The sequence below is a fragment of the Klebsiella sp. CB_Kp196 genome, from assembly GCF_040061575.1.
Taxonomy (GTDB): domain Bacteria; phylum Pseudomonadota; class Gammaproteobacteria; order Enterobacterales; family Enterobacteriaceae; genus Klebsiella; species Klebsiella michiganensis.
The window spans coordinates 1-20,876 of the sequence record NZ_JBEAFH010000002.1 but is presented as its reverse complement, the minus strand read 5'-3'; the positions used below and the strand labels follow the sequence as shown (position 1 = coordinate 20,876).

Sequence of the window (20,876 nt, the reverse complement as noted above, 5' to 3'; positions counted from 1 at the left end):
ATCAGGACTTATCCGAACCGTTTATATTGGCCCGCCCCTTTTCCACCCTCACGCTGCCGGGGACTTTCTGAACGTCAACCACCCCGGAGGCCCCAGCCCCGCATCTACCGATGATTCATCATTAATCAAAAAGAAACCTCTTTGATCGGTTTTATTTAGCGCATAGCAATCGCGCTAAATAGTTGCACTAAGAACAAAAAAACATTTCATCCCGGCCGTGCTTCGCCAGGCGCAAAGGCATGCCGTGACAAGGATGGGATGACACGTTTTTATCTCGTGCCGTTAATCAAAACAAAAGGTATAGAAATGTCTCTTATTATGAATCTGAACCTACAGCAGAGAAAACGATTACACCAGATAACCCTGGTTGCGACATTTGGCGGCCTGCTATTCGGTTATGACACCGGCGTTATTAATGGCGCATTTTCCTCTCTGAAACAATATATGGCCCTGACCCCGACTACAGAAGGTCTGGTCATGAGCGTATTGCTGATCGGCGCCGCGTTAGGCAGCGTATTCGGGGGAAAATTCGCGGATTTCTTTGGCAGAAGAAAGTACCTGCTCTTTTTATCCTTTATCTTTTTCATCGGCGCATTAATGTCCGCTCTGGCGCCGGATATCACCGTACTGCTTATTTCACGTTTCATCCTCGGCTATGCCGTGGGTGGCGCCTCGGTGACTGCCCCCACCTTTATTTCCGAAGTGGCGCCAACCGAAATGCGCGGTAAACTGACCGGCTTAAACGAAGTCGCCATTGTTATCGGGCAGCTCGCCGCATTTGCCATCAACGCCATTATTGGCATCCTCTGGGGCCATCTCCCCGACGTCTGGCGCTATATGCTGATGGTGCAGACCATTCCCGCCATCTGCCTGTTTATCGGTATGCTGCGATCGCCGGAAAGCCCGCGCTGGCTGATTAGTAAAAACCGTCATGAAGAAGCGCTGGAAATATTAAAACAAATCCGCCCTCTGGAACGCGCAACCAAAGAATTCAATGATATCACCACCTTAATTAAGGCCGAAGCGGACAAAAAGCTTCATTCGCAGAACGCCTTTGTCACCATTCTCCAGACGCCATGGATTTTCAAACTCCTGCTGGTGGGCGTCATTTGGGCGGCGCTGCAGCAGACCACCGGGGTCAACGTCATTATGTACTACGGTACTGAGATCCTCAGCAGCGCCGGATTCTCAGAAAGAACCTCCCTCATCTGCAACGTACTCAATGGCGTGTTCTCCGTCGGCGGCATGCTATTTGGCGTGCTGTACCTCGTCGATCGTTTTAAACGTAAAACCATCATTATTTATGGTTTCGCGATCATGGCTACCCTGCACCTTATCATTGCCGGCGTAGACTACACGCTGGTCGGCGACATCAAAGCCACGGCCATCTGGCTGCTCGGCGCGATGTTCGTTGGCGTTATGCAGGGAACGATGGGCTTTATCACCTGGGTGGTGCTGGCTGAGCTGTTCCCGCTCAAGTTCCGCGGACTGTCGATGGGCATATCGGTATTTTTCATGTGGGTGATGAACGCCATCGTCAGCTATTTGTTCCCATTATTGCAGGCCAAGCTCGGGTTAGGTCCGGTATTCCTGATTTTTGCCGCGATTAACTACCTGGCGATTGTTTTTGTCATCGCGGCGCTGCCTGAAACGTCCAATAAATCGCTGGAGCAGCTGGAAGAGGAGCTTTCAGCAAATAAATCTGCAGCGGGATTCAATACGGCCACCAAGGAAAACGGATTATGATCGATACTATTACGCAGGATAATCTCCATCTGTCGTGCCGGGCGAAAAATAAAGCAGAAGTCCTGGCCATGATTGGCGCTGAATTTAAATCTAAAGGCTATGTCAGTGAAGATTGCGTTACTTTTCTTGCTGAAAGAGAGCGCCAGGTCTCCACCTTTTTAGGCAATGGCATTACGCTGCCGCACCTGCCTAAATCAGCAACCAATATCATTGCTAAAACCGGGGTTGAAATTTATCAGTTCCCCGATGGCGTTATCTGGGACAGAAGTAATGTCATGTTCATTGCCATTGGCGTGATTGCCAAAGAAAGTGAGCATATTGATGTACTGAGAGAAGTTGCTTCTATTTTTAGTGATGAAATTATCGCCAAGGCGCTATCATTAATCTCCAGCAAGCAGGATTTCCTGCGGATCCTGCAACAAAATTGAGGGTGGAGGATATATTTGATACGAACAGAAATTGAGTGTCGTAGCCAACCCCAATGATTCATCATCGGTCAAAACGCTTAGTATATCCATGTAATCCCTGTAAAAAGCCTGCTCGCGAGCAGGCTTTTTTACTGACGTTGACCAAACCAAATACGCTTATCAGGGCCATCCCACCCAAAATCATCTTCCGCGCTGAACCGATATCAATATTCATATAATTTACCTTGGTGATGGTAACGGATTGGTATCTATAAAACGCGTACATTCATTGCCCAATATCAAGATTTATATAACAGGGATTAAAAATGAGTTCTCAGCAAATTTACTTATTTGGTATAACAACTTCCCATCTTGTCACACCTTTACCACGTCGTAGCGAATTGCTGAGGACGGTATATGGCTTTAACAGATTCATCGCGGGACGAAACGCCCCGGCAGGAACGCTCTGGCTCAGGGAGGATTTCGGGGCTAGCGCTGCTGGTTGCCAGCGCATTTTTTATGGAGTTTCTTGATGGAACGGTGATTGCTACTGCTCTGCCGGATATGGCAAAGGCGTTTGGCGTCACAGCGATAGACCTTAATATTGGTATCAGCGCCTATCTATTAACTCTGGCAGTGCTGATCCCGGCCAACGGCTGGGTTGCGGAGCGTTTTGGCGCACGAAACGTCTTTACTCTGGCACTGTGCATTTTTACGCTTTCATCCCTGCTATGCGGTCTGACCCATAATGTGACTGAGTTCGTTCTGATGCGTATCCTTCAGGGGATTGGCGGCGCGATGATGGTTCCTGTAGGACGTCTGGTCGTTCTGCGCACCACCCCGAAAGATCGGCTTATTAAGGCCATTGCCACGCTAACCTGGCCCGCGCTGGTTGCCCCCATCATTGGGCCGCCGCTTGGTGGATTTATTACCACCTACGCCAGCTGGCACTGGATCTTCTTTCTCAACGTCCCCCTGGGGCTGATCGCCATTGTACTATCATTGCAGATGATGCCAAACCAATCGGCTAACGAACGCAGACCGTTTGATTTTACAGGATTTGTCGCCACTGGCGTAACGATGCTGTGCCTGGTTGCAGGGCTGGAAATGCTCAGCCAACAAAACGTTAGCCTGATCGGGGCGGCAGTAACCATTACTGTTGGCTTCGCTACCCTGGTCTGGAGTATTCATCATCTTTTGACCAGTAAAACGCCGCTGATTGGCCTGTCATCGCTCTCAGTCCCCTCATTTCGCATCAGCATGCGCGGAGGATTTATCCTTCGTGCGACGATTAGCTCAGCCCCCTTTATGCTGCCTCTGATGTTTCAGGTTGGTTTCGGAATGAACGCGTTTGAAGCCGGCTCGATGGTACTGGCCGTTTTTGCAGGCAACCTGGCGATGAAACCCGCTACAACGCCGCTAATTCGCTATTTTGGCTTCCGTAAGCTGCTTATCGGTAACGGTGTCGCCTGCGTATTGACGCTGTTACTCTGCGCACTGCTAACGCCTGACTCGCCGCATCTGATAACGCTGGTGCTGTTGTTCCTCGGCGGATTAAGCCGTTCCATGCAGTTCACCGGTATCAGTTCACTGGCCTTCGCTGAAGTTCCGTCACAGGAGATGAGCTCAGCCAATACGCTGTTCAGTACTTCACTTCAGCTCGCCAGCGGACTGGGAGTGACAATGGGAGCGCTAAGTATTCGCATGGGCAGCATCCTCAGTGAGGATCTTGGTTACGCCACTGTTCCTGGAATGGGGTTTCGCCTGGGATTTGTCGTCATCGCGATTATCACTGCGCTCGGAGTGTATGATATGACGCGGCTTGCGCCGAATGCGGGTATCAACGTCTCACAGAAAAAATAGCTTAACGCCGGTCAGCCGATTGCTTTTCATTGCGTGCTCGCTCAACGATAGGATGCATTACAATCAGTTACCGGCTACCATTTAACTAAGATAAAACCGACTCATATGGCACGTCAGGGCAATCATAATAAATTCGTCTGCATTATTGAGGCTTAAACCGGTTAGCGTTTCGAACTTCTTAATCCGTTGATACAGCGTATTGACGTGAATGCCCATCTCCTCTGCAGTATTCACTGCGGACTGCCTGTTTTTTAAAAAACAGATAATCGTCACCAACAATATACCAGGTTTGTTATTCTCTTCCAGCACAGGTGAAAGCAGATCCAGGATAAAGTCTTTTAGTTCCTCAGGGGTATGTTTTATAAACAAGCGATCAATACCTGAATGACGAAAACTCATTACGCCACTTTTATTTCTGGTTTTAAGAACATCAAGCGCAGTATTAGCTTGTTTAATGCTGGTGATAACCTCCTGGCGTCGCAGAACTGAACTCACCCCCACTTTATAAAGCTTGTCCTGCTGATAGCGCGCGATTACTTTTTCCTCAAGAGTGAAAAGCTTTTGCTCATTCATATCAAATATGATTAACGTTATCACGTCAGCGTCAAAATAATGAAAAACGTTTTTCAATGCGAAGTCTCTGGTGAGAACGTTGATTGTCGACAAATAGTGTATTTCATCGCTGGTCACTTGTGGTGCTGTTAGCTTAATGCACAGTACTGATTTATGCAGAACGATGCCCCTGCGGGCAAATGATATTTCACTTTCTGCCGTCAATCCAATCACCATAATCTCAGCGATAAGATCCAGATTCTTTTTATTCTCCAGCGCAACAGAACCCGCCTGCTTGACGATCTCCATTATCACAAACTCTTTTAGTCTGGAGATAATCGATGATACATGTTCATTTAAGTCCGGGTTTCTCATGATAAAAAAGGCGAGCAAGCGCCCCTCATTTTCAAGAGGAAGCAGGCAATAGTCTCTATCGCCCACAATGATTGTCGACACATTTTTTTCGCCGGCAGAGGCGCGCAAGTGACTCCACGTCAATGCACTAAGCGATTCACTTAAACTCTGGTTTCCCAGTACATCCAGATAGTTAAGATCCAAAGAGAGATGTGAAGCGATCGCCGCGATAAAATCACCTAGTCTATTGTATTTAATAGACAATGAGACCATCAAATTATAAAAATCCACGCTCGCGTTCAGCAACGTGTTTTGCGCCTGCAGCTGATTGCGTAGGTCTTCAACGACCCGCAGACTTTCCGTGCGTTCATCATAGAGACGGGCATTGCGCCAGGCCAGCGCCACCTGCGATGAATAGGTTTCGAGTAGCGATTTTGCTAAAGAGTTAAATACAAACTGTCGGCTAAATGAAAGCATAGTCAATGTGCCATAGCATGCCGACTGATCGTATACCGGCACGCAAATAAGCGAAGTTGCCAGCGGGTTATCTTTAAGTATTTCATCACGCAAGGAAGAGCTTGCCGTAAAGCTGTGGTTAATTTCTTCCCGTGAGTTCAAGACCGCCGTCTGCATTGATTTAAACACTTTACCGGATATCGATTCATGCAGACCTACAATATAATCATAATAATTATTTTTAAATCCTGTCATTGCAACCGGAACCAGCCGGTCGCTTTTATCATCATAAATACGAAAGATTGCCGCATCGCTATATGCAATAGTCTTCAGCGCGCCGTCAATAACATGCTGCGTAACAACCTCATGCGAAAGCCCGGAGGCGAGATGCCAGGTATTGTCGCTAATCTTCGTGAACATCGTATTTTGATAATTAATTACTTCAGTTAAAAGTAGTATTTTCACTTCACTGAGAAATACTCTGACATTTTCTTCACTTAGTAGCGCGCGTTCCGTCCGGATGGCAATACGCAATGATTCAATATGCAGGCAAATAATATTAATCACCATGCAATCACCATCCCTTTCACGAATTAATATGTACGATTCATTTTTATCTTCAAAACCGGACGTGTCTCCCGCCATTAGCGAGTCGTAACGTAAATCGGAATGTTCAATATGCACATTCGACTGTGGAAAATACCGTATAGACACAACACTCAAGGATTTACGTAATGAGTCAGAATTATTATCAAATGTAGGATTGTACATAAAAATCATCTCTTGAGTGTATGGTTACACATAGATATTTATCATCACTTCTGTAAGGGTAGCAAGGACAAAATCACATCATCTCATGTCTTATGAGGGAACTTTATGCTCAGTGCTACATTCAAGAATAAAAACAATTTGATAATCCTGATATTGTTTCTGTGTTGGGTCGTAGGGTTTATCGATAAAGCCGCTATTAATATTGCGATCATTCCAATTTCTGCTGATTTTGGACTGGGAAGTGAACAAACCGGTATGGTCATCAGCGGTTTTTTCCTTGCCTATTCGCTCACCCAGCTTATTGGCGGCTACCTTGTTGACCGGATGGGCAGTAAAACCATCTTAACCGGTGCGGTTGCCCTGTGGTCCGTTGCCACCGCTATGGGCGGAATGGCAAGCAGCGTTTTCACGCTGGCAGTTACGCGTTTTTTTGTCGGAATGGGGGAAGCGGTTTTCCCTGCAGGAAGCTCCGTTGTCATCGCCCAAAGGTTTGAAAGAAGCAAAATGGCGCGCGCTAAATCATTTCTGCAATCTGGCGCATCGGTCGGGTTCGCCGTTGGCTCGGTGGTCGTATCTACGCTGATTACCTGGTACAACTGGCGAATCATGTTCTTTGTTTTGGGTATCGCTGGCCTGATTCTGGCTTTCTGCCTGTGGTGCGTCCTGCGCTCCAGCGCCCCGGACACCGCTGGCGTTACGATGCCACAGCCATCCGCAGCGCACGGTAGCATCCCCGAAAAGCAGCGTTTGTTGAATATTATTCGCCGCCCATTAACATGGCAAATCGCCGCCTGCTACTTCTTTACCAATATTGTATTCTGGGGTTTGCAGTCCTGGCTGCCATCCTATTGGGTGAAAGTCAAAGGGATGAGCATGGTATCCATGGGCGCATGGTCAATGCTGCCGCCGGCCCTGGGCTTTGCCTCATTTTTGTTTTGTGGGTGGCTGCTCGACAGGTATTTTCAGGGTCGCGAAAAATACCTGATTGCGATTGGCTCTTCTGTCTCAGCGCTGTTCATCTGGCTGATGTTTAACGCCTCTTCCGTGCCGATTGCCTTTGCCTGGCTTTCGCTATCTAACATATTCCTTAACGCCATCAGCATCAGCGTGTTCGTTACCATCATCAAACAATTTCCAAAGGCCTCAGTAGGTACCGCAACGGGGTTTATTAACTCAATTGCGCAGATAGGTTCCTTCTTATCGCCGCTTATGATCGGATACTTACTGAAGCTGACCCAACAAAACTACGCCACCGCTTTCCTGTCGATCATTGCCTGCGCGGTCATCACCTGCCTGATCGCACTGTCCATTACTCATTCTACTGGCGCGGCTCAGGCCGAAGCGACATCTAATGTATCCCAATAAAAGAGAGAAACGATGAACTACTTATCGATTATTGAACGTACGATTGAACAACAACGTGAACGTATTACCGCCGTTAGCGACAAGATCTGGGAATTTGCCGAAGTGCGCTATGAAGAAGCGCAGTCTGCTGAACTGATGGCGCAAGCGCTTGAAGACAATGGCTTTCAGGTCACACGAAAGGCTGGCGGCATCGATACGGCGTTTGTCGCCACCTACGGCAGCGGCGAACCGGTCATTGCTTTTCTCGGCGAATATGACGCCCTGCCCTCATTAAGCCAGCAGGCCAATTGCGATATTTTTTCTCCCGTCGTCGCTGCGGGAAACGGCCACGGCTGCGGGCATAACCTTCTTGGCGCAGGTGCGCTGGCAGCTGCGCTAGCGACCAAAGCCTGTATGCAAGAACTCGGCCTGGCGGGAACGGTGAAATACTTTGGCTGCCCGGCTGAAGAAGGCGGCGGCGGCAAGGCCTATATGGCGCGTGCCGGGCTGTTTGACGGTGTTGACGTCGCGTTCACCTGGCACCCGTGGGACGAGAATCTGGCCTACAACGCCAGAATGCTTGCGACTAACCAGGTGAAATATCTGTTTAAAGGCAAAAGCACCCACGCAGCATTCAGTCCGCACATGGGGCGCAGCGCGCTTGACGGCGTTGAGCTGATGAACGTTGGGGCCAATTTCCTGCGTGAACATATTATTCCTGAAGCGCGGCTCCACTACGCCATCACCAACGCGGGTGGCAACGCGCCAAACGTGGTGCAGTCTGAGGCCCATGTTCTGTACAAAGTACGCTCACCCAAAATGCAGGAAGTTCGAGAAATCACTCAGCGCGTTGACGATGTCGCTCGCGGCGCGGCGCTGATGACCGGAACGGAAGTCACCATTGAATTTGATGCGGCCTCGGCCGATCTTATCCCTAACGTCACCCTCGCCAGCGTAATGAACGAAGAGTTGCTCAAAACTGGCCCGGTCACCTTTAGCCCTGAAGAAAAAGCCTTCGCCCAGGCGATACAAGAGACCTTTTCTGAGGAAGAAAAGCGCAAAGTCGCCAAAAGGGGCCGCACGCTATCCGAAGACATCACGCCGTTTCGCCAGGAACCTGATTTCCTCAATGGCTCAACGGACGTTGGTGACGTGAGCTGGCTGCTGCCTGTCGGCCAGGTCTATATCACCACCTGCGCCTGGGGCACACCACCGCACTCATGGCAGATGGTTACCCAGGGAAAAACCTCCTACGCCCACAAGGGGCTGCTGCTGGCTGGTCGTGTGATAGCCGCCTCGGCAATTCGCGTTCTCACCACCCCAGCGATCATTTCACAAGCGAAGGAAGAACACCTTGAGCAAAGAGACCACGAAGAGTACCGCTCGCTAATTCCTCAAGACGCAAGGCCACGCTCACTAAACAGATAACTAATGCAAAGGCGGTTCCATACCGCCTTTATTCTAAAATGATGAGGCGCTAAAAATGAAAATGTATAAAAACACACTGCTTGCGGTGGTTATTCTTACGTCCGCAGCAGCCCCTGCGGCAGAAATATATAATAAGGATGGCAATAAATTAGATCTATATGGTAGCATTCGTGCTCGCCACTATTTTAGCGATGATACAACCATTGATGGCGATAATACCTATTTCAGATTAGGTATTAAGGGCATGACTAAAATTAATGACGAGCTCACCGGCTTTGGTCAATGGGAATATAATATTCAGGGAAATCGCGCGGAATCTGACGGTTCAGACGGTACCAAAACCCGCTATGCTTATGCCGGGTTAAAATACGCTGACCTGGGTTCCATCGACTATGGAAGAAATTCCGGCGTGCTCTATGACGTCGCCAGCATAACCGACTATGCGCCAATCTTTGACATCATGACCGATAGCTATACCGATGGCTTTCTTACGGGCAGAGCCAACGGGCTGTTAACCTGGCGTAACACCAACTTCTTCGGCCTGAACGATAACCTTAAATTCGCTCTGCAATATCAGGGAAAGAACGGATCCGGGAGTAACAATAGCAGCCGTTCAGTCTATGGTTCTAACGGTGATGGCGCAGGCGCATCGGTTAGCTACGATTTCGACTGGGGCGGCTCTCTGCTGGCCGCTTACGGCAACTCACGACGCACGGCGGAACAGGAGGCTTTGGCCTACGGTGGTGGTAAGCACGCGGAAATGTGGGCTACCGGTTTTAAATACGATTCTGGCAGTCTTTATGCGGCGGTAAAATATTCTCAAGGATATAATATTACACCTATCAAAAATTATGGCTATGCGAATAAAAGTGAAAACTTCGAAGTTTATACCCGCTATGTTTTTGATAACGGCATTATTCCCGGCATTGGTTGGTTCCAGTCGCGAGGAAAAGATATCGAGAATAGCGGTGATATCTATTTAATGAAATATCTCGATATTAACCTGTCCTGGTTCCTGAACAAGAATTTCTTTACCTATGTCGATTACAAAATAAATCAGCTGGATAAAAATACGCCTTTCAGTATTTCGACCGACGACACTTTTGGCGTTGGCATGACCTGGCAGTTTTAATATCCAGCCGCCACGCAAGCAGGTCCGGTCAACGAGCCCAGACCTGTTTCTGGTTTTTAATGTGCAAGATCTTCTGCGCCATAATCCCCGACAGGGGATGCGGTTGATAGCACGCTTCCAGATAATAATCCAGAGAAGAGGATTTTTAAGGATCCTCCAGCAGAATCACTCAGCACGGCTATCTCCCGATAGTCGCCCGATAAAAGCCTGCTTGCGCGCAGGCTTTTTGCTTATTCAGAATGGACGTAGCGATTAGCTGCCTTTATAGGTGGAGTAACCATACTGGCTGAGCAGCAGTGGAATATGCAGCTTTTCATTGGTGCGCGTGACGGTGAAGAGAACCGGGATCTCCGGGAAAAACGAGGCCAGTTTCTGTTTGCTGAAGTCATCGCCGGTTTTGAAGGTCACTTTATAAATCCCCGGCTGCATATCCCCTTCAGCTGGATAGAGCGATTTAATACGACCATCGTTGTCGGTGACGCTGGTGGCCAGCGCTGTCCATTTATTCGCCTGCTGTTTTTCAAGGGTGACCGTCACGCCCGATGAAGGCAGACCCGTCTGCTGATTGAGAATATGCACGCTGAGCGTCCCGACGGGGGCGCTAAATGCGGCTGGAGCGACAGACATAGCAGATAACAAAATCAAACTGGATAATTTTTTCACGATGTTTTCCCGTTGTGAATAATAACGTTCAAACGTTAGCACCTGGGCCGCTAAAATATATTCAACTTTTTGTGATAATCACCTTAACGGAAGCAGGACGAGGAAAATAGCGAGCAGGGCAACAGCCCATTCGAAGTGATAGAATTATCTGAATATAAGGTGCATCCCTGGGGCGTGAATAAAGGCCCGCGCGCTTGCGCTATACTTATTTTCCTCCGCGTTCACAAAAGGAATTCACATGAAGATATGGCCAGTTCTGACGGGTGTGGCTATCGCCCTGACGCTTGTCGCCTGTAAATCCCCCACTCCGCCCAAGGGGGTCCAGCCGATAAATAACTTTGACGCAAGCCGTTATCTGGGGAAATGGTATGAGGTTGCCCGGCTCGAAAATCGTTTTGAACGCGGCCTGGAGCGGGTTACCGCAACGTATGGTCAGCGCAGCGATGGCGGCATCAGCGTGGTTAACCGCGGTTACGATCCGCGGAAACAGAAATGGAGCGAGAGCGAAGGTAAAGCGTATTTTACCGCAGCGCCAACCACCGCCGCGCTGAAAGTCTCCTTCTTTGGCCCGTTTTACGGCGGCTACAACGTGATCGCGCTGGATAGCCAGTATCAGTATGCGCTGGTCAGCGGTCCCGATCGCGGCTATCTGTGGATCCTGTCGCGCACGCCGACCATCCCGGAATCCATTAAGCAGGAGTATCTGCGCATCGCGCGGGATCTCGGCTTCCCGGTAGAAAAATTAGTCTGGGTGAACCACGGGTAACAGGCTGAATCCACACTATCTTCAGCGAACCAACGAGCTGAAGATAGTGTGGCGATAAGGCTGGAAGACGATAAATAATTAGTGCGATGACGGCTGGCTGGAGTCGGCCGCCTCTTCTGCGGTTTTAGCGGGAGCAATACTCTCTTTAATCTCTTTGGTTTTATTCGCCGCATCGTTGGCCAGGTTATTGGCATCAACAATCGCGCTGTCTTTAATTTTTCCCGCTTCCTGCACGATTTGGTCGCTTTTCTGCCGGGCATCCTGCTTCACGGCATCAGCCTGGGCCTGGGCTTGCTGAGCAATAGCTTCCGCTTTTTTATCCGCTTCCGCCTTGATGCTGGAGGCCTGGCTGCTGAGATTGTTCGCCTCGTCCGCCGCCTGTTTTTTTATCGCATCAATGTGTTTATCCGCTTCATCCTTAATTGCTTCGGCTTTATCGGACGCCGCCTCTTTAATTTGCTGCGCGTTATCTTTTGCTTTATCCAGATTTGCATCAACTTTTGATGAATCATCACAGCCGGCGAGAATTAAGCAAACGGCAGAAGCGATCAGCGTTTTACTCCAGAGTTTCATAGTCATTCCTTTATTTATTAATATCAGCGTATCGGGGAAGTCATCGCCGCAGGGTTGCCAGGATAATTCTCATAACAATGATGTCATGAAATTATTTAGCCCCAATACTTAGCCCTGCATCCCTTTATTTATAATCGCTAACCAGGCAGAGTCAAGTTCCTGCGCCACTCCCCCGGCGAGGGCTGACGTAAAAAACCCGGGCGGCTGCCCGGGTTGGTCACTGAAAAAAGAGTTTAGGCGGTGACGGCTGATTTTGTCAGCGTTGGGCCGGCTAACGCCAGCCGCGCGCCGGCATCGGTATCGGTATATTGCTTAAAGTTATCCATAAACAGTTGCGCCAGACTCTCGGCCTTCTCCTGCCATTTGTCGGCAGAAGGCCAGCCGCTACGCGGGTCAAGCAGCGCGCTGTCCACGCCAGGCACGCTTTGCGGGATAGCGAGACCGAATACCGGTACCGTTTCTTCGCGAAGCTCGCCGGTGGTCCCGTTTAAAATCGCGCTGATGATATTGCGCGTGTCGCGCAGCGAAAGGCGCTTGCCTTCGCCGTTCCAGCCGGTGTTAACCAGCCAGGCCTCGGCGCCGGCCTCCGCCATTTTGGCCGCCAGAACGCTGGCGTACTGCGTCGGGTGCAGCAGCAGGAACGCCGCGCCGTAGCAGGCAGAGAACGTTGGCGTGGGCTGAGTAATGCCGCGTTCGGTACCGGCCAGCTTCGAGGTAAAGCCAGACAGGAAGTGATACTGCATCTGCTCGGTCGTCAGACGGGATACCGGCGGCAGGACGCCAAAGGCATCGGCGGCAAGGAAAATCACCTTCGACGGATGGCCCGCGCGCGACACCGGTTTCACGATGTTTTCAATATGCGATAGCGGATAAGAGACGCGGGTATTTTCGGTCTTGCTGCCATCGGCGTAATCCACGCTGCCATCGGCTCTGACCACCACGTTTTCCAGCAGCGCGTTACGACGAATCGCGCGATAGATTTCCGGCTCGGCCTGCGGGTCAAGATTAATCGTCTTGGCATAGCAGCCGCCTTCGAAGTTGAACACGCCGTCATCATCCCAGCCGTGCTCGTCATCGCCGATCAGCTGACGCAGCGGATCGGTGGAAAGCGTGGTCTTACCGGTGCCGGAAAGACCGAAGAACAGGGCCACGTCCCCCGCTTCACCGCGGTTCGCCGAGCAGTGCATCGAGGCGATGCCCTGCTGCGGGAGCAGATAGTTCATCACCGAGAAGAGGCCTTTTTTCATCTCGCCGCCGTACCAGGTGCCGCCGATAAGCTGAATTTTTTCGCTCAGGTTAAACGCGACAAAGTTCTCGGAGTTGAGCCCCTGCTCCTGCCATTTATCGTTGGTGCAGCCCGCACCGTTGAGGACGACGAAGTCCGGCGTAAATTCAGCCAGCTCCTCTGCGCTCGGCGCAATAAACATGTTTTTGACAAAGTGCGCCTGCCAGGCCACTTCGGTGACGAAGCGGACGCCCAGGCGCGTTGCCGGGCTGGCGCCGCACCACGCATCAACGACATATAATTTCTTGCCGCTCAGCTGTCCGGCGACCAGCGCCTTCAGATCTGCCCATATCTCGGTGGATAGCGGCTTATTGTCGTTGCGGCCAAGGCCGGAGTCGGCCCACCAGACGGTGTCACGCGTCAGATCGTCCCTGACAATATATTTGTCGCGCGGCGAGCGCCCGGTAAAGATCCCGGTATCCACGGCAACGGCCCCGGACTCGGTCATGACGCCGCGCGCCGCGCCGGTTAATTCCGGGCTGGTTTCATGCGCAATCAGCAAGTCGTAATCGGGGTTATAAAACAGCTCGCTGCTCTCCTGAATACCGAGCGAAAGAAGAGCGTCTTTTACTGATTCAATACGTGACATGGCACTCCTGACAAACTATTGGCTGGATAAGATGCTATTAGGGTATTTCAACCTGTCAGCTAAGCGGATGGATTTATTTTAATAAAAAAACCATCGTGAAATTAAATAAACAGGATGAACAGACCAGAGCCGGCGATGTAAAATCGTGCTCGTGTAGGGTGTCGCCTGAACTTTAGAAATATCGTTTGCACGAATAAGTCATAAGCTAACTCTGCAAAAAATGTTAACACCTGTAGATAATTATGTTAATTGCATAGTTTCTATACGTCATGCTAAAATTGCATAGCTATTATTGCAGGGCAGAGGAACGGATCGGTGCTGGCGAATCTTGAAGTAAAATGGCTTTACGATGTGATTGCCCTTGAGGAATCCAGAAGCTTTACCCTGGCGGCAAAAAGCCGCAATATTTCCCAGTCCTCCTTCAGCCGCCGCATCCAGGCGCTCGAGGCGTCGCTGGGCTTCAGCATCTTCGACCGTTCGGCAAACCCGCTGCAGCTGACCAACCGCGGGAAGATTTTTGTCGGCTATGCGCGAAATATGCTCGACGACATGGACTTCCAGATTAGCCGAATTAAAGGGCTGAACAACACCACCCAGAAAATAAGAATCGACGCGGCGCCGTCGCTTTCCGTTTTATTACTTCCGGAAATCATCGCCGGTTATACCGACCGAAAGAATAAAACTTTTCATGTTGAATCGATTAACGTCAACGATGCGGTGTTCAACCTGAAAGAAGGCAAAAGTGATTTTATCCTGTCATTTTATAATGAAGAGCTGATGAACTATCCGTTTATCAATCACAAAATTTTTGACTCGGCGCTGCACCTCGTTTCTCCCTGCGATAAACACGGCAGGCCGCTTTTTCATTTACACCGCGGGGTGCTGCCGCTGATGAAATACGCCAACGACAGCTATATGGGGCGCCAGGTGAATCAGGTGATCGACCGCAAGCCGGAGATCACCTTCTCGCTGACCTTTGTCTCCTCGATGAGCGAGCTATTAAAACGCATGATCCTCAACGGAGACGGCGTGGGCTGGCTGCCGCAGTACTCTATCAAGCGCGAGCTTGAGGAGGGCCGCCTGACGATTATGGATGAGAGCCTGTCGCTGCCGATCGGCGCCTATATTTACCGCTCCGGCGCGCGGCTCAACCAGTCAGCCGAGCGCTTCTGGCAGCATATTAAGTCTATGAATACCGTGACCGCATAACTCGCATGGCGGCGGGAAATTCGCTATCATCCGCATCCACTCCCTCTCCGTGCAGCCTGATGTCTACGATTATCGATACCTTTATCGCCCCGCCGTGCCACGCTGAAATCGACATCCTCTACGAGGATGACCATCTGCTGCTGATCGATAAACCCTCGGGCCTGCTGAGTCTGTCGGGGAAAAATCCGCGTAATCTCGACTCGGTGCATTATCGGCTGGTACAGCGGTTTCCCGGCTGCACTCTGGCGCATCGTCTTGATTTCGGCACCTCCGGACTGATGGTGATTGCGCGCAACAAGGCCATCAACGCCGCGCTCTGCCAGCAGTTCAGCCAGCGTGCGGTGAGCAAAGTCTACAGCGCGCTGCTGTGCGGGCATCTGGCGGATGATGAAGGAACCGTTGACGCTCCGATAGCCAAAGATCCGGCGCTGTTTCCGCTGATGACGATTTGCCCGCGCCGCGGCAAGCCTGCCCGCTCCGGCTATCGGGTGGTTGAGCGCCTGCGCTATCAAGGTAGCGTGCCGGTGACGCGGGTCCAGCTGACGCCGGAAACCGGCCGCACCCATCAGCTGCGTATCCACTGCCAGTGGCTTGGCCACCCTATTCTGGGCTGCGATCTGTACGGCGGTCTGTTGCTTCCGGGAACAGAACAGGCGCCGCGTCTGATGCTGCACGCCAGCGAACTGCATTTCGTGCATCCGGTTAGCGGAGAGCGGATCGATGCGATAAGCCCCAGCGGGTTTTAACTCGCCCGCTCGCCAGCCCTTTTACCGAATCTCTCCCGCACGCTGATTGACGTCGACGCTTTAATTCGAATCGCGGCATTGCAAATGCAAATATCATATTTGCTCGTTAATCACCGCCTCTGTAGCTTGTGCTCTATTCATGCTTTTCATGAAAGAACATTCAGGGCGCAACGGCTTTATGATTAAACTCGATAATATTCGCAAGACCTACCCCGGCAGCGCGCATGCGGCTATTCGCGGCCTTAATCTGGTGATTAATAGCGGCGAACTGTGCACTTTCGTTGGCCCCAGCGGGTGCGGAAAAACAACCATTCTGCGGATGATTAATCAGCTGGATATTCCTGACGCCGGTGACGTATACGTTCAGGGCGTTAAGCTTGCCGCTGCCGATATTATTCAGGTGCGCCGCCAAATTGGCTTTGTCATGCAAAGCGCCGCCCTCTTTCCGCATCGTACGGTCGCGCAAAATATAGCCACGGTTCCGCGCCTTCTCGGCTGGAGCAAAAAGCATATCCAGGCGCGCATCGACGAATTAGTGGATTTGATGTCTCTCGACCGCAACGTCCTGCCCCGCTATCCGCACCAGCTTTCCGGCGGCCAGCAGGGGCGCGTAGCGATCGCCAGAGCGCTGGCCGCCGATCCGCCTATTCTCCTGATGGACGAACCATTCGCCGCCATCGACCCGGTGGTTCGCGAGCGCCTGCAGGACGAGCTGCTGTTGCTGCAACAGCGTCTGCGCAAAACGATCGTCCTGGTGACCCATGATATCAATGAAGCGATTCGCCTTGGCGATAGAATCGCTATCTTCCAGGAGGGCGGCGAGCTGGCGCAGTTCGCCACGCCTGACCATATTTTGTCGCATCCGGCCAGCGACTTTGTGCGCCGTTTTATCGGCCCCGAACCGAATCTGCAGCGGCTGGGGAGAATTCAGGTCGGACAGCTCCCACGCCATGACGTGCCGCTTATTGATGAGAGCCTCTCCCCCATCGCCAGCCCGCATCCGCCGGTCGCCAGTCCGCTGCGCCTGGTGCTGGACAAAAAACGGCGTCCGCTGAACTGGTTCGATCCGGTTAAGCGCCGCACGCTGCCGGTCGACGCGCCGCTGGCGGCCATCAACACGCTGCGCTTTGCCTACAGCGCACTGCTGGATGCGCCCGGCGGCGTAGTGGTTCATGTCGATACCGACGGTGAATATCAGGGCAGCATCTCCCACGCTCTGCTGCAGAACGTGCTGGAAGGCCGCGTGGATCTTCGCCGCTATGATTGACTGGCCGTGGATCCTCGACAACAAAATCATGATCGGTGAACTGCTCTGGCAGCATATACAGCTGGTGATCGTTTCGCTGTTTTTCGGCACCCTCTTCACCGGCGTATTGATTAGCCTGACGCTGCGCTGGCCCGCGGCCGCCCAGCCGCTGATCTACCTGTGCGGGATACTGTTCACCATCCCGTCTCTGGCGCTGTTTATTCTATTACTGCCGTTTACCGGACTGTCGCTGATGACCTCAATCATCGGCCTGACGCTCTACTCGCTGCTGATCCTGCTGCGCAACGTTATCGCCGGAATAGAGAAACTCCCGGCGACGGTGCTGGAGTCGGCGCGCGCGCTGGGCTATACCCGCTGGTTTCGTTTTGTCGATATAGAGCTGCATCTGCTGCTGCCCTCGCTGTTCGCCGGGTTACGCATCGCTTCGGTGACGCTGGTCGGGCTGGTGACGGTCACCGCCTTAATTGGCCAGGGCGGTCTCGGGCAGCTTCTGTTAGCCGGGTTTAACCAGAACTTTGTCACGCCTATCGCGGTCAGCCTGGTGCTCAGCGTTGCGCTATCTCTGCTGTTGGATTCGCTGATTGCCCGCGTCGGCTATTGGCTAACGCCGTGGGCCCGCTAATGGATATCCTGCAAGCAACATTTCACTGGTTATTACAACCGCAGCACTGGACAGGCGATGCGGGAATATTACTTCGCCTGCGCGAGCATCTTTATTATGTGCTGATCAGCATCGTCGTTGCCTCGGCGATTGCGCTGCCGCTGGGGATTATTCTCGGCTACTGGCGCAAGGGCGCGTTTGTGATTATTAATCTGTTTAATATTGGTCGCGCCATTCCCTCTTTAGGTTTAATTCTTTTATGCATTATTGTGTTTGGCTTTAATGATATTCCGGTCTTTACCGCGCTGGTGGCGATGTCGATTCCGCCGATCCTCACCAACGCCTGGGTTGGCATTTATCATGCCGACCGTCAGCTGTGCGATGCGGCAAGAGCGCTGGGCATGACGCCACTCCAGAGCCTGTGGCAGCTGCGGATACCGCTCGCCGCGCCGCTGATACTCGCCGGCCTGCGGACCGCGCTGGTACAGCTGATCGCGACCGCCGTCGTCGCCGCCTACGCCGGCCTTGGCGGCCTCGGGCGCTTTCTGATCGACGGACTTGGCCAGCGCGATATTCCCCAGGTCATTGCCGGTTCGCTAGTGGTATCGCTGCTGGCCATCGGCTGCGAGCTGCTTTTTTCATTACTCTCCCGGCGCATCGTTCCGGCGCCGGTCACGCAAATAAATTAATTTCCCAACAACAAAAAACCACCTGCAGGTAAAGAGGTATTATGAAGCAGCTATTTAGCATTTCCGCGCATCGTCGCCGCTTGCGTCTTTCGGTATTCACCGCGGGATTATTAAGCTTAAGTTTTAACGCCCTGGCGCAGGACGTCACCATTGGCGGAGCGAATTTCACCGAAAGTTCAATCCTTGCCAATATTTACGCCAGCGCGCTAAAGAAAAACGATATTGCGGTGAAAACCCGTCTTAATCTCGGTAATCGCGAGATTATTATTCCGGCGCTGCAGAGCGGCGAAATTGATATTGTTCCGGAATATCTCGGTGCCCTGCTGAACTATTATGACGGCAAAACGCTGGCTACCAGCCAGAGCGACGTTAGCGCTGAGTTAGCTAAAGCGCTGCCGGCGGACTTTACGCTGCTCACCCCCTCCCCGGCCTCGTCCATTACCGCCTGGGCCGTGCGCGCGGAAACGGCAAAAAAATATCACCTCAGCAAGCTTTCCGACCTGCAGCCCGTGGCCCATCAGCTGACTATCGGCGGCCCGCCGGAATTCCCGGTGCGCGCCCTGGGCCTGCCGGGCCTTAAGCGCGTCTACGGGCTTGAATTTAAGGCGGTGAAATCTCTGGATATGGGCGGGCCGCTGACCCGTCTGGCGCTGAACTCCGGCAAAATCGACGTCGCCACGGTCGTCTCTACTCAGGGCAACCTCGCGAAAGAGGATTGGGTGGTCCTGGAGGATGATAAGCATGAGCAGCCGAGCCAGAACGTGGTGCCGCTGGTGCGCAAAGCCAGCCTGACGCCGAAAATCAGCGAAGTGCTCAATGAGGTCTCCGGCAAGCTGAACAACGCCGCGCTGATCGAACTTAACCAGCAGGTCGATCTGCAGCATAAAGATCCGGCGGCGGTGGCCGAACAGTGGGTCAAAACGCACCTCAACGGCAACTGATTGCCGCCATGCCAGGGAAGGCATCACCTCCAACTGAGCCGAGAAAATGCCAAATAATCCTATGATCCTGAACCTTTTCTTCTTCAATCCCCAGGGTGACTACCGCTTTTCCTGGCGTCACCCGCAGGCGCCGGAGAAGGAAATTTTCAGCCTCAAGTACTATGCCGATCTGGCCCGTAAAGCGGAGGCCGCGACGCTCGACGCCATTTTTATCGCCGACCATATCGCTATCTGGGACACGGTGCCCAGCGGCTTAACCCACTACGCTAACGCCCGGCTGGAGCCCATCACTCTCCTCTCGGCGCTGGCGGCGGTGACGGAACATATCGGCCTGATGGGCACGGCGTCCACCTCTTATAACGAGCCCTATAATCTCGCCCGCTATTTTGCCTCCCTCGATTTTCTCAGCAACGGGCGGGCCAGCTGGAATATCGTCACCTCATGGCTGGAGGAGGAGGCGGCCAACTTCGGCCTTGACCACCTGCCGCAGCACGGCAGCCGCTACCAGCGCGCCGGTGAGTTTATTGATGTGGTCACTCAGCTGTGGGACTCGTGGGAAGACGGCGCGGTGCGCTATGACAAAGCCAGCGGGCTGTTTGCCGATTCCAGCAAGGTGCATCATCTTGATTTCGCGGGCGAGTTCTTCCGCGTGCGCGGGCCGCTGAACGTCCCTCGCCCGCCGCAGGGGCACCCGGTCCTGGTGCAGGCCGGCTCGTCGGAGGCGGGTAAAAACCTCGCCGCCGCCTGGTCAGATATGCATTTTGTGTTTATCAAATCTATCGCTGAGGGGCTGGCCTACCGCGAAGAGATGAACCAGCGTTTGCGCAGCCACGGCCGGGATCCGGCGCATTTCAAAATCATCGCCGGCGTTTTACCGGTGGTGGTGAATTCAAACGCGGAAAAGGAGGAACGCCAGCGGCTTAACGAGCAGCTAATGAGCGACCAGATGGCCATCGACCTGCTCTCTTCCTATCTGCGCATGGATTTATCCGCATATCCCGTCGACCAACCGCTGCCGCCGCTGCCGGAGGAAGAGACCTTTGATGGGATCCGCACCGCCCTCAGGCTGATTCGTGATTACGATCCGCAGTTGACGATCCTGGCGTTGGGCAAGCTGCTGTTGCAAAGCTCCGATAGCTGGCTGCTCATCGGCAGCGCCGAGGAGATCGCCAGCGCGCTGACGGAAACCTGGCGCGCCGGCGCCGCCGATGGTTTTAACCTGATGTTCCCGCTGCTGCCGGGGGACTTCGACCGCTTCGTTGAGCAGGTAGTGCCGATTCTGCAGCGCAGCGGCGCGATGCGGGATCGCTATCCGACCGGCACGCTGCGCGAGAAGCTGGGTCTGCCGGTCGTCGAAAACCGCTTCGCCCGCGGGGATGGCAAACCGCTGGCTTCATAGCGCGGCTGTTCCCCGGTGGCGCTGCGCTGACCGGGCTACGGGTTCACAACCGTCTGCGGATCGGTAGCCCGGACAGGCGCAATGCGCCGCCTCCG

At 52.6% G+C, this 20,876-nt stretch carries 19 protein-coding genes; 14 read left to right on the top strand and 5 right to left on the bottom strand.

Translation table 11 applies throughout. The features are described from left to right. Window positions 1-306: 306 nt before the first annotated feature. Both ABLU87_RS01195 and ABLU87_RS01190 read left to right on the top strand, forming a co-directional pair. Window positions 307-1,746: a sugar porter family MFS transporter gene (locus ABLU87_RS01195; protein WP_025108435.1), complete on the top strand. Its 1,440-nt coding sequence runs from the start codon at window positions 307-309 to the stop codon at window positions 1,744-1,746. Beyond that, window positions 1,743-2,174: a PTS sugar transporter subunit IIA gene (locus ABLU87_RS01190; protein ID WP_025108434.1), complete on the top strand. Its 432-nt coding sequence runs from the start codon at window positions 1,743-1,745 to the stop codon at window positions 2,172-2,174. Before ABLU87_RS01195 ends, ABLU87_RS01190 begins: the two co-directional genes overlap by 4 nt. A gap of 61 nt (window positions 2,175-2,235) precedes the next feature. Here the strand turns inward: ABLU87_RS01190 and ABLU87_RS01185 are convergent, their stop codons facing one another. Beyond that, the gene (locus ABLU87_RS01185) at window positions 2,236-2,388 is read right to left on the bottom strand and encodes a hypothetical protein (protein ID WP_157835624.1); all 153 of its coding nucleotides are present in this window, start codon (window positions 2,386-2,388) and stop codon (window positions 2,236-2,238) included. Window positions 2,389-2,570: 182 nt separating this feature from the next. Here ABLU87_RS01185 and ABLU87_RS01180 point away from each other — a divergent pair, with 182 nt between their 5' ends. After that, window positions 2,571-4,016 carry an MFS transporter gene (locus ABLU87_RS01180; protein WP_025108433.1) on the top strand — a complete coding sequence of 482 codons (1,446 nt, stop codon included), beginning with the start codon at window positions 2,571-2,573 and terminating at the stop codon, window positions 4,014-4,016. A gap of 81 nt (window positions 4,017-4,097) precedes the next feature. Here ABLU87_RS01180 and ABLU87_RS01175 read toward each other — a convergent pair whose 3' ends face one another. After that, window positions 4,098-6,149, bottom strand: coding sequence for a GAF domain-containing protein (locus ABLU87_RS01175; protein WP_183129349.1), 2,052 nt, complete (start codon window positions 6,147-6,149; stop codon window positions 4,098-4,100). A gap of 105 nt (window positions 6,150-6,254) precedes the next feature. On the opposite strand from ABLU87_RS01175, the gene ABLU87_RS01170 reads away from it, so the two are divergent. The 3 genes from ABLU87_RS01170 to ABLU87_RS01160 are packed head-to-tail and all read left to right on the top strand — an operon-like array spanning window position 6,255 to window position 10,053. Next, window positions 6,255-7,514: an MFS transporter gene (locus ABLU87_RS01170; protein ID WP_048262540.1), complete on the top strand. Its 1,260-nt coding sequence runs from the start codon at window positions 6,255-6,257 to the stop codon at window positions 7,512-7,514. A gap of 12 nt (window positions 7,515-7,526) precedes the next feature. Then, window positions 7,527-8,921, top strand: a complete 1,395-nt coding sequence (locus tag ABLU87_RS01165) for a M20 family metallopeptidase (protein ID WP_122117541.1) — start codon at window positions 7,527-7,529, stop codon at window positions 8,919-8,921. Between the two features lie 55 nt (window positions 8,922-8,976). Further along, on the top strand, window positions 8,977-10,053 hold the full coding sequence (locus tag ABLU87_RS01160) for a porin (RefSeq protein WP_048262544.1): 1,077 nt from the start codon (window positions 8,977-8,979) through the stop codon (window positions 10,051-10,053). 252 nt (window positions 10,054-10,305) lie between these two features. Here ABLU87_RS01160 and uraH read toward each other — a convergent pair whose 3' ends face one another. Then, window positions 10,306-10,716 (bottom strand): hydroxyisourate hydrolase, encoded by a 411-nt coding sequence (uraH, locus tag ABLU87_RS01155; protein ID WP_064358150.1) that lies wholly within the window; start codon window positions 10,714-10,716, stop codon window positions 10,306-10,308. Between the two features lie 238 nt (window positions 10,717-10,954). On the opposite strand from uraH, the gene ABLU87_RS01150 reads away from it, so the two are divergent. Continuing rightward, on the top strand, window positions 10,955-11,482 hold the full coding sequence (locus tag ABLU87_RS01150) for a lipocalin family protein (RefSeq protein WP_014229778.1): 528 nt from the start codon (window positions 10,955-10,957) through the stop codon (window positions 11,480-11,482). Window positions 11,483-11,560: 78 nt separating this feature from the next. On the opposite strand, the gene ABLU87_RS01145 is transcribed toward ABLU87_RS01150, so the two are convergent. Together ABLU87_RS01145 and pckA are read right to left on the bottom strand one after the other, a co-directional pair. Beyond that, on the bottom strand, window positions 11,561-12,055 hold the full coding sequence (locus ABLU87_RS01145) for a hypothetical protein (protein ID WP_014229779.1): 495 nt from the start codon (window positions 12,053-12,055) through the stop codon (window positions 11,561-11,563). 233 nt (window positions 12,056-12,288) lie between these two features. Continuing rightward, the gene (gene pckA, locus ABLU87_RS01140; RefSeq protein ID WP_014229780.1) at window positions 12,289-13,929 is read right to left on the bottom strand and encodes a phosphoenolpyruvate carboxykinase (ATP); all 1,641 of its coding nucleotides are present in this window, start codon (window positions 13,927-13,929) and stop codon (window positions 12,289-12,291) included. A 315-nt stretch (window positions 13,930-14,244) separates the two neighbouring features. Here pckA and ABLU87_RS01135 point away from each other — a divergent pair, with 315 nt between their 5' ends. The 7 genes from ABLU87_RS01135 to ABLU87_RS01105 all read left to right on the top strand — a co-directional run bounded on the left by ABLU87_RS01135 (window position 14,245) and on the right by ABLU87_RS01105 (window position 20,781). Continuing rightward, the gene (locus ABLU87_RS01135) at window positions 14,245-15,138 is read left to right on the top strand and encodes a LysR substrate-binding domain-containing protein (RefSeq protein WP_004851947.1); all 894 of its coding nucleotides are present in this window, start codon (window positions 14,245-14,247) and stop codon (window positions 15,136-15,138) included. A gap of 59 nt (window positions 15,139-15,197) precedes the next feature. Continuing rightward, the gene (locus tag ABLU87_RS01130; protein WP_014229781.1) at window positions 15,198-15,884 is read left to right on the top strand and encodes an RluA family pseudouridine synthase; all 687 of its coding nucleotides are present in this window, start codon (window positions 15,198-15,200) and stop codon (window positions 15,882-15,884) included. Between the two features lie 178 nt (window positions 15,885-16,062). Next, entirely contained in the window at window positions 16,063-17,151 is a 1,089-nt protein-coding gene (locus ABLU87_RS01125; protein WP_048262569.1) for an ABC transporter ATP-binding protein, read from the top strand. Next, window positions 17,144-17,773: an ABC transporter permease subunit gene (locus tag ABLU87_RS01120; protein WP_048262552.1), complete on the top strand. Its 630-nt coding sequence runs from the start codon at window positions 17,144-17,146 to the stop codon at window positions 17,771-17,773. The genes ABLU87_RS01125 and ABLU87_RS01120 overlap by 8 nt, the downstream gene beginning before the upstream one ends. After that, window positions 17,773-18,441, top strand: coding sequence for an ABC transporter permease (locus ABLU87_RS01115; RefSeq protein WP_122117540.1), 669 nt, complete (start codon window positions 17,773-17,775; stop codon window positions 18,439-18,441). The genes ABLU87_RS01120 and ABLU87_RS01115 overlap by 1 nt, the downstream gene beginning before the upstream one ends. 41 nt (window positions 18,442-18,482) lie before the next feature. Next, the gene (locus ABLU87_RS01110; protein ID WP_025108423.1) at window positions 18,483-19,382 is read left to right on the top strand and encodes an ABC transporter substrate-binding protein; all 900 of its coding nucleotides are present in this window, start codon (window positions 18,483-18,485) and stop codon (window positions 19,380-19,382) included. Between the two features lie 46 nt (window positions 19,383-19,428). After that, the gene (locus ABLU87_RS01105) at window positions 19,429-20,781 is read left to right on the top strand and encodes an LLM class flavin-dependent oxidoreductase (protein ID WP_025108422.1); all 1,353 of its coding nucleotides are present in this window, start codon (window positions 19,429-19,431) and stop codon (window positions 20,779-20,781) included. Window positions 20,782-20,876 lie beyond the last annotated feature (95 nt).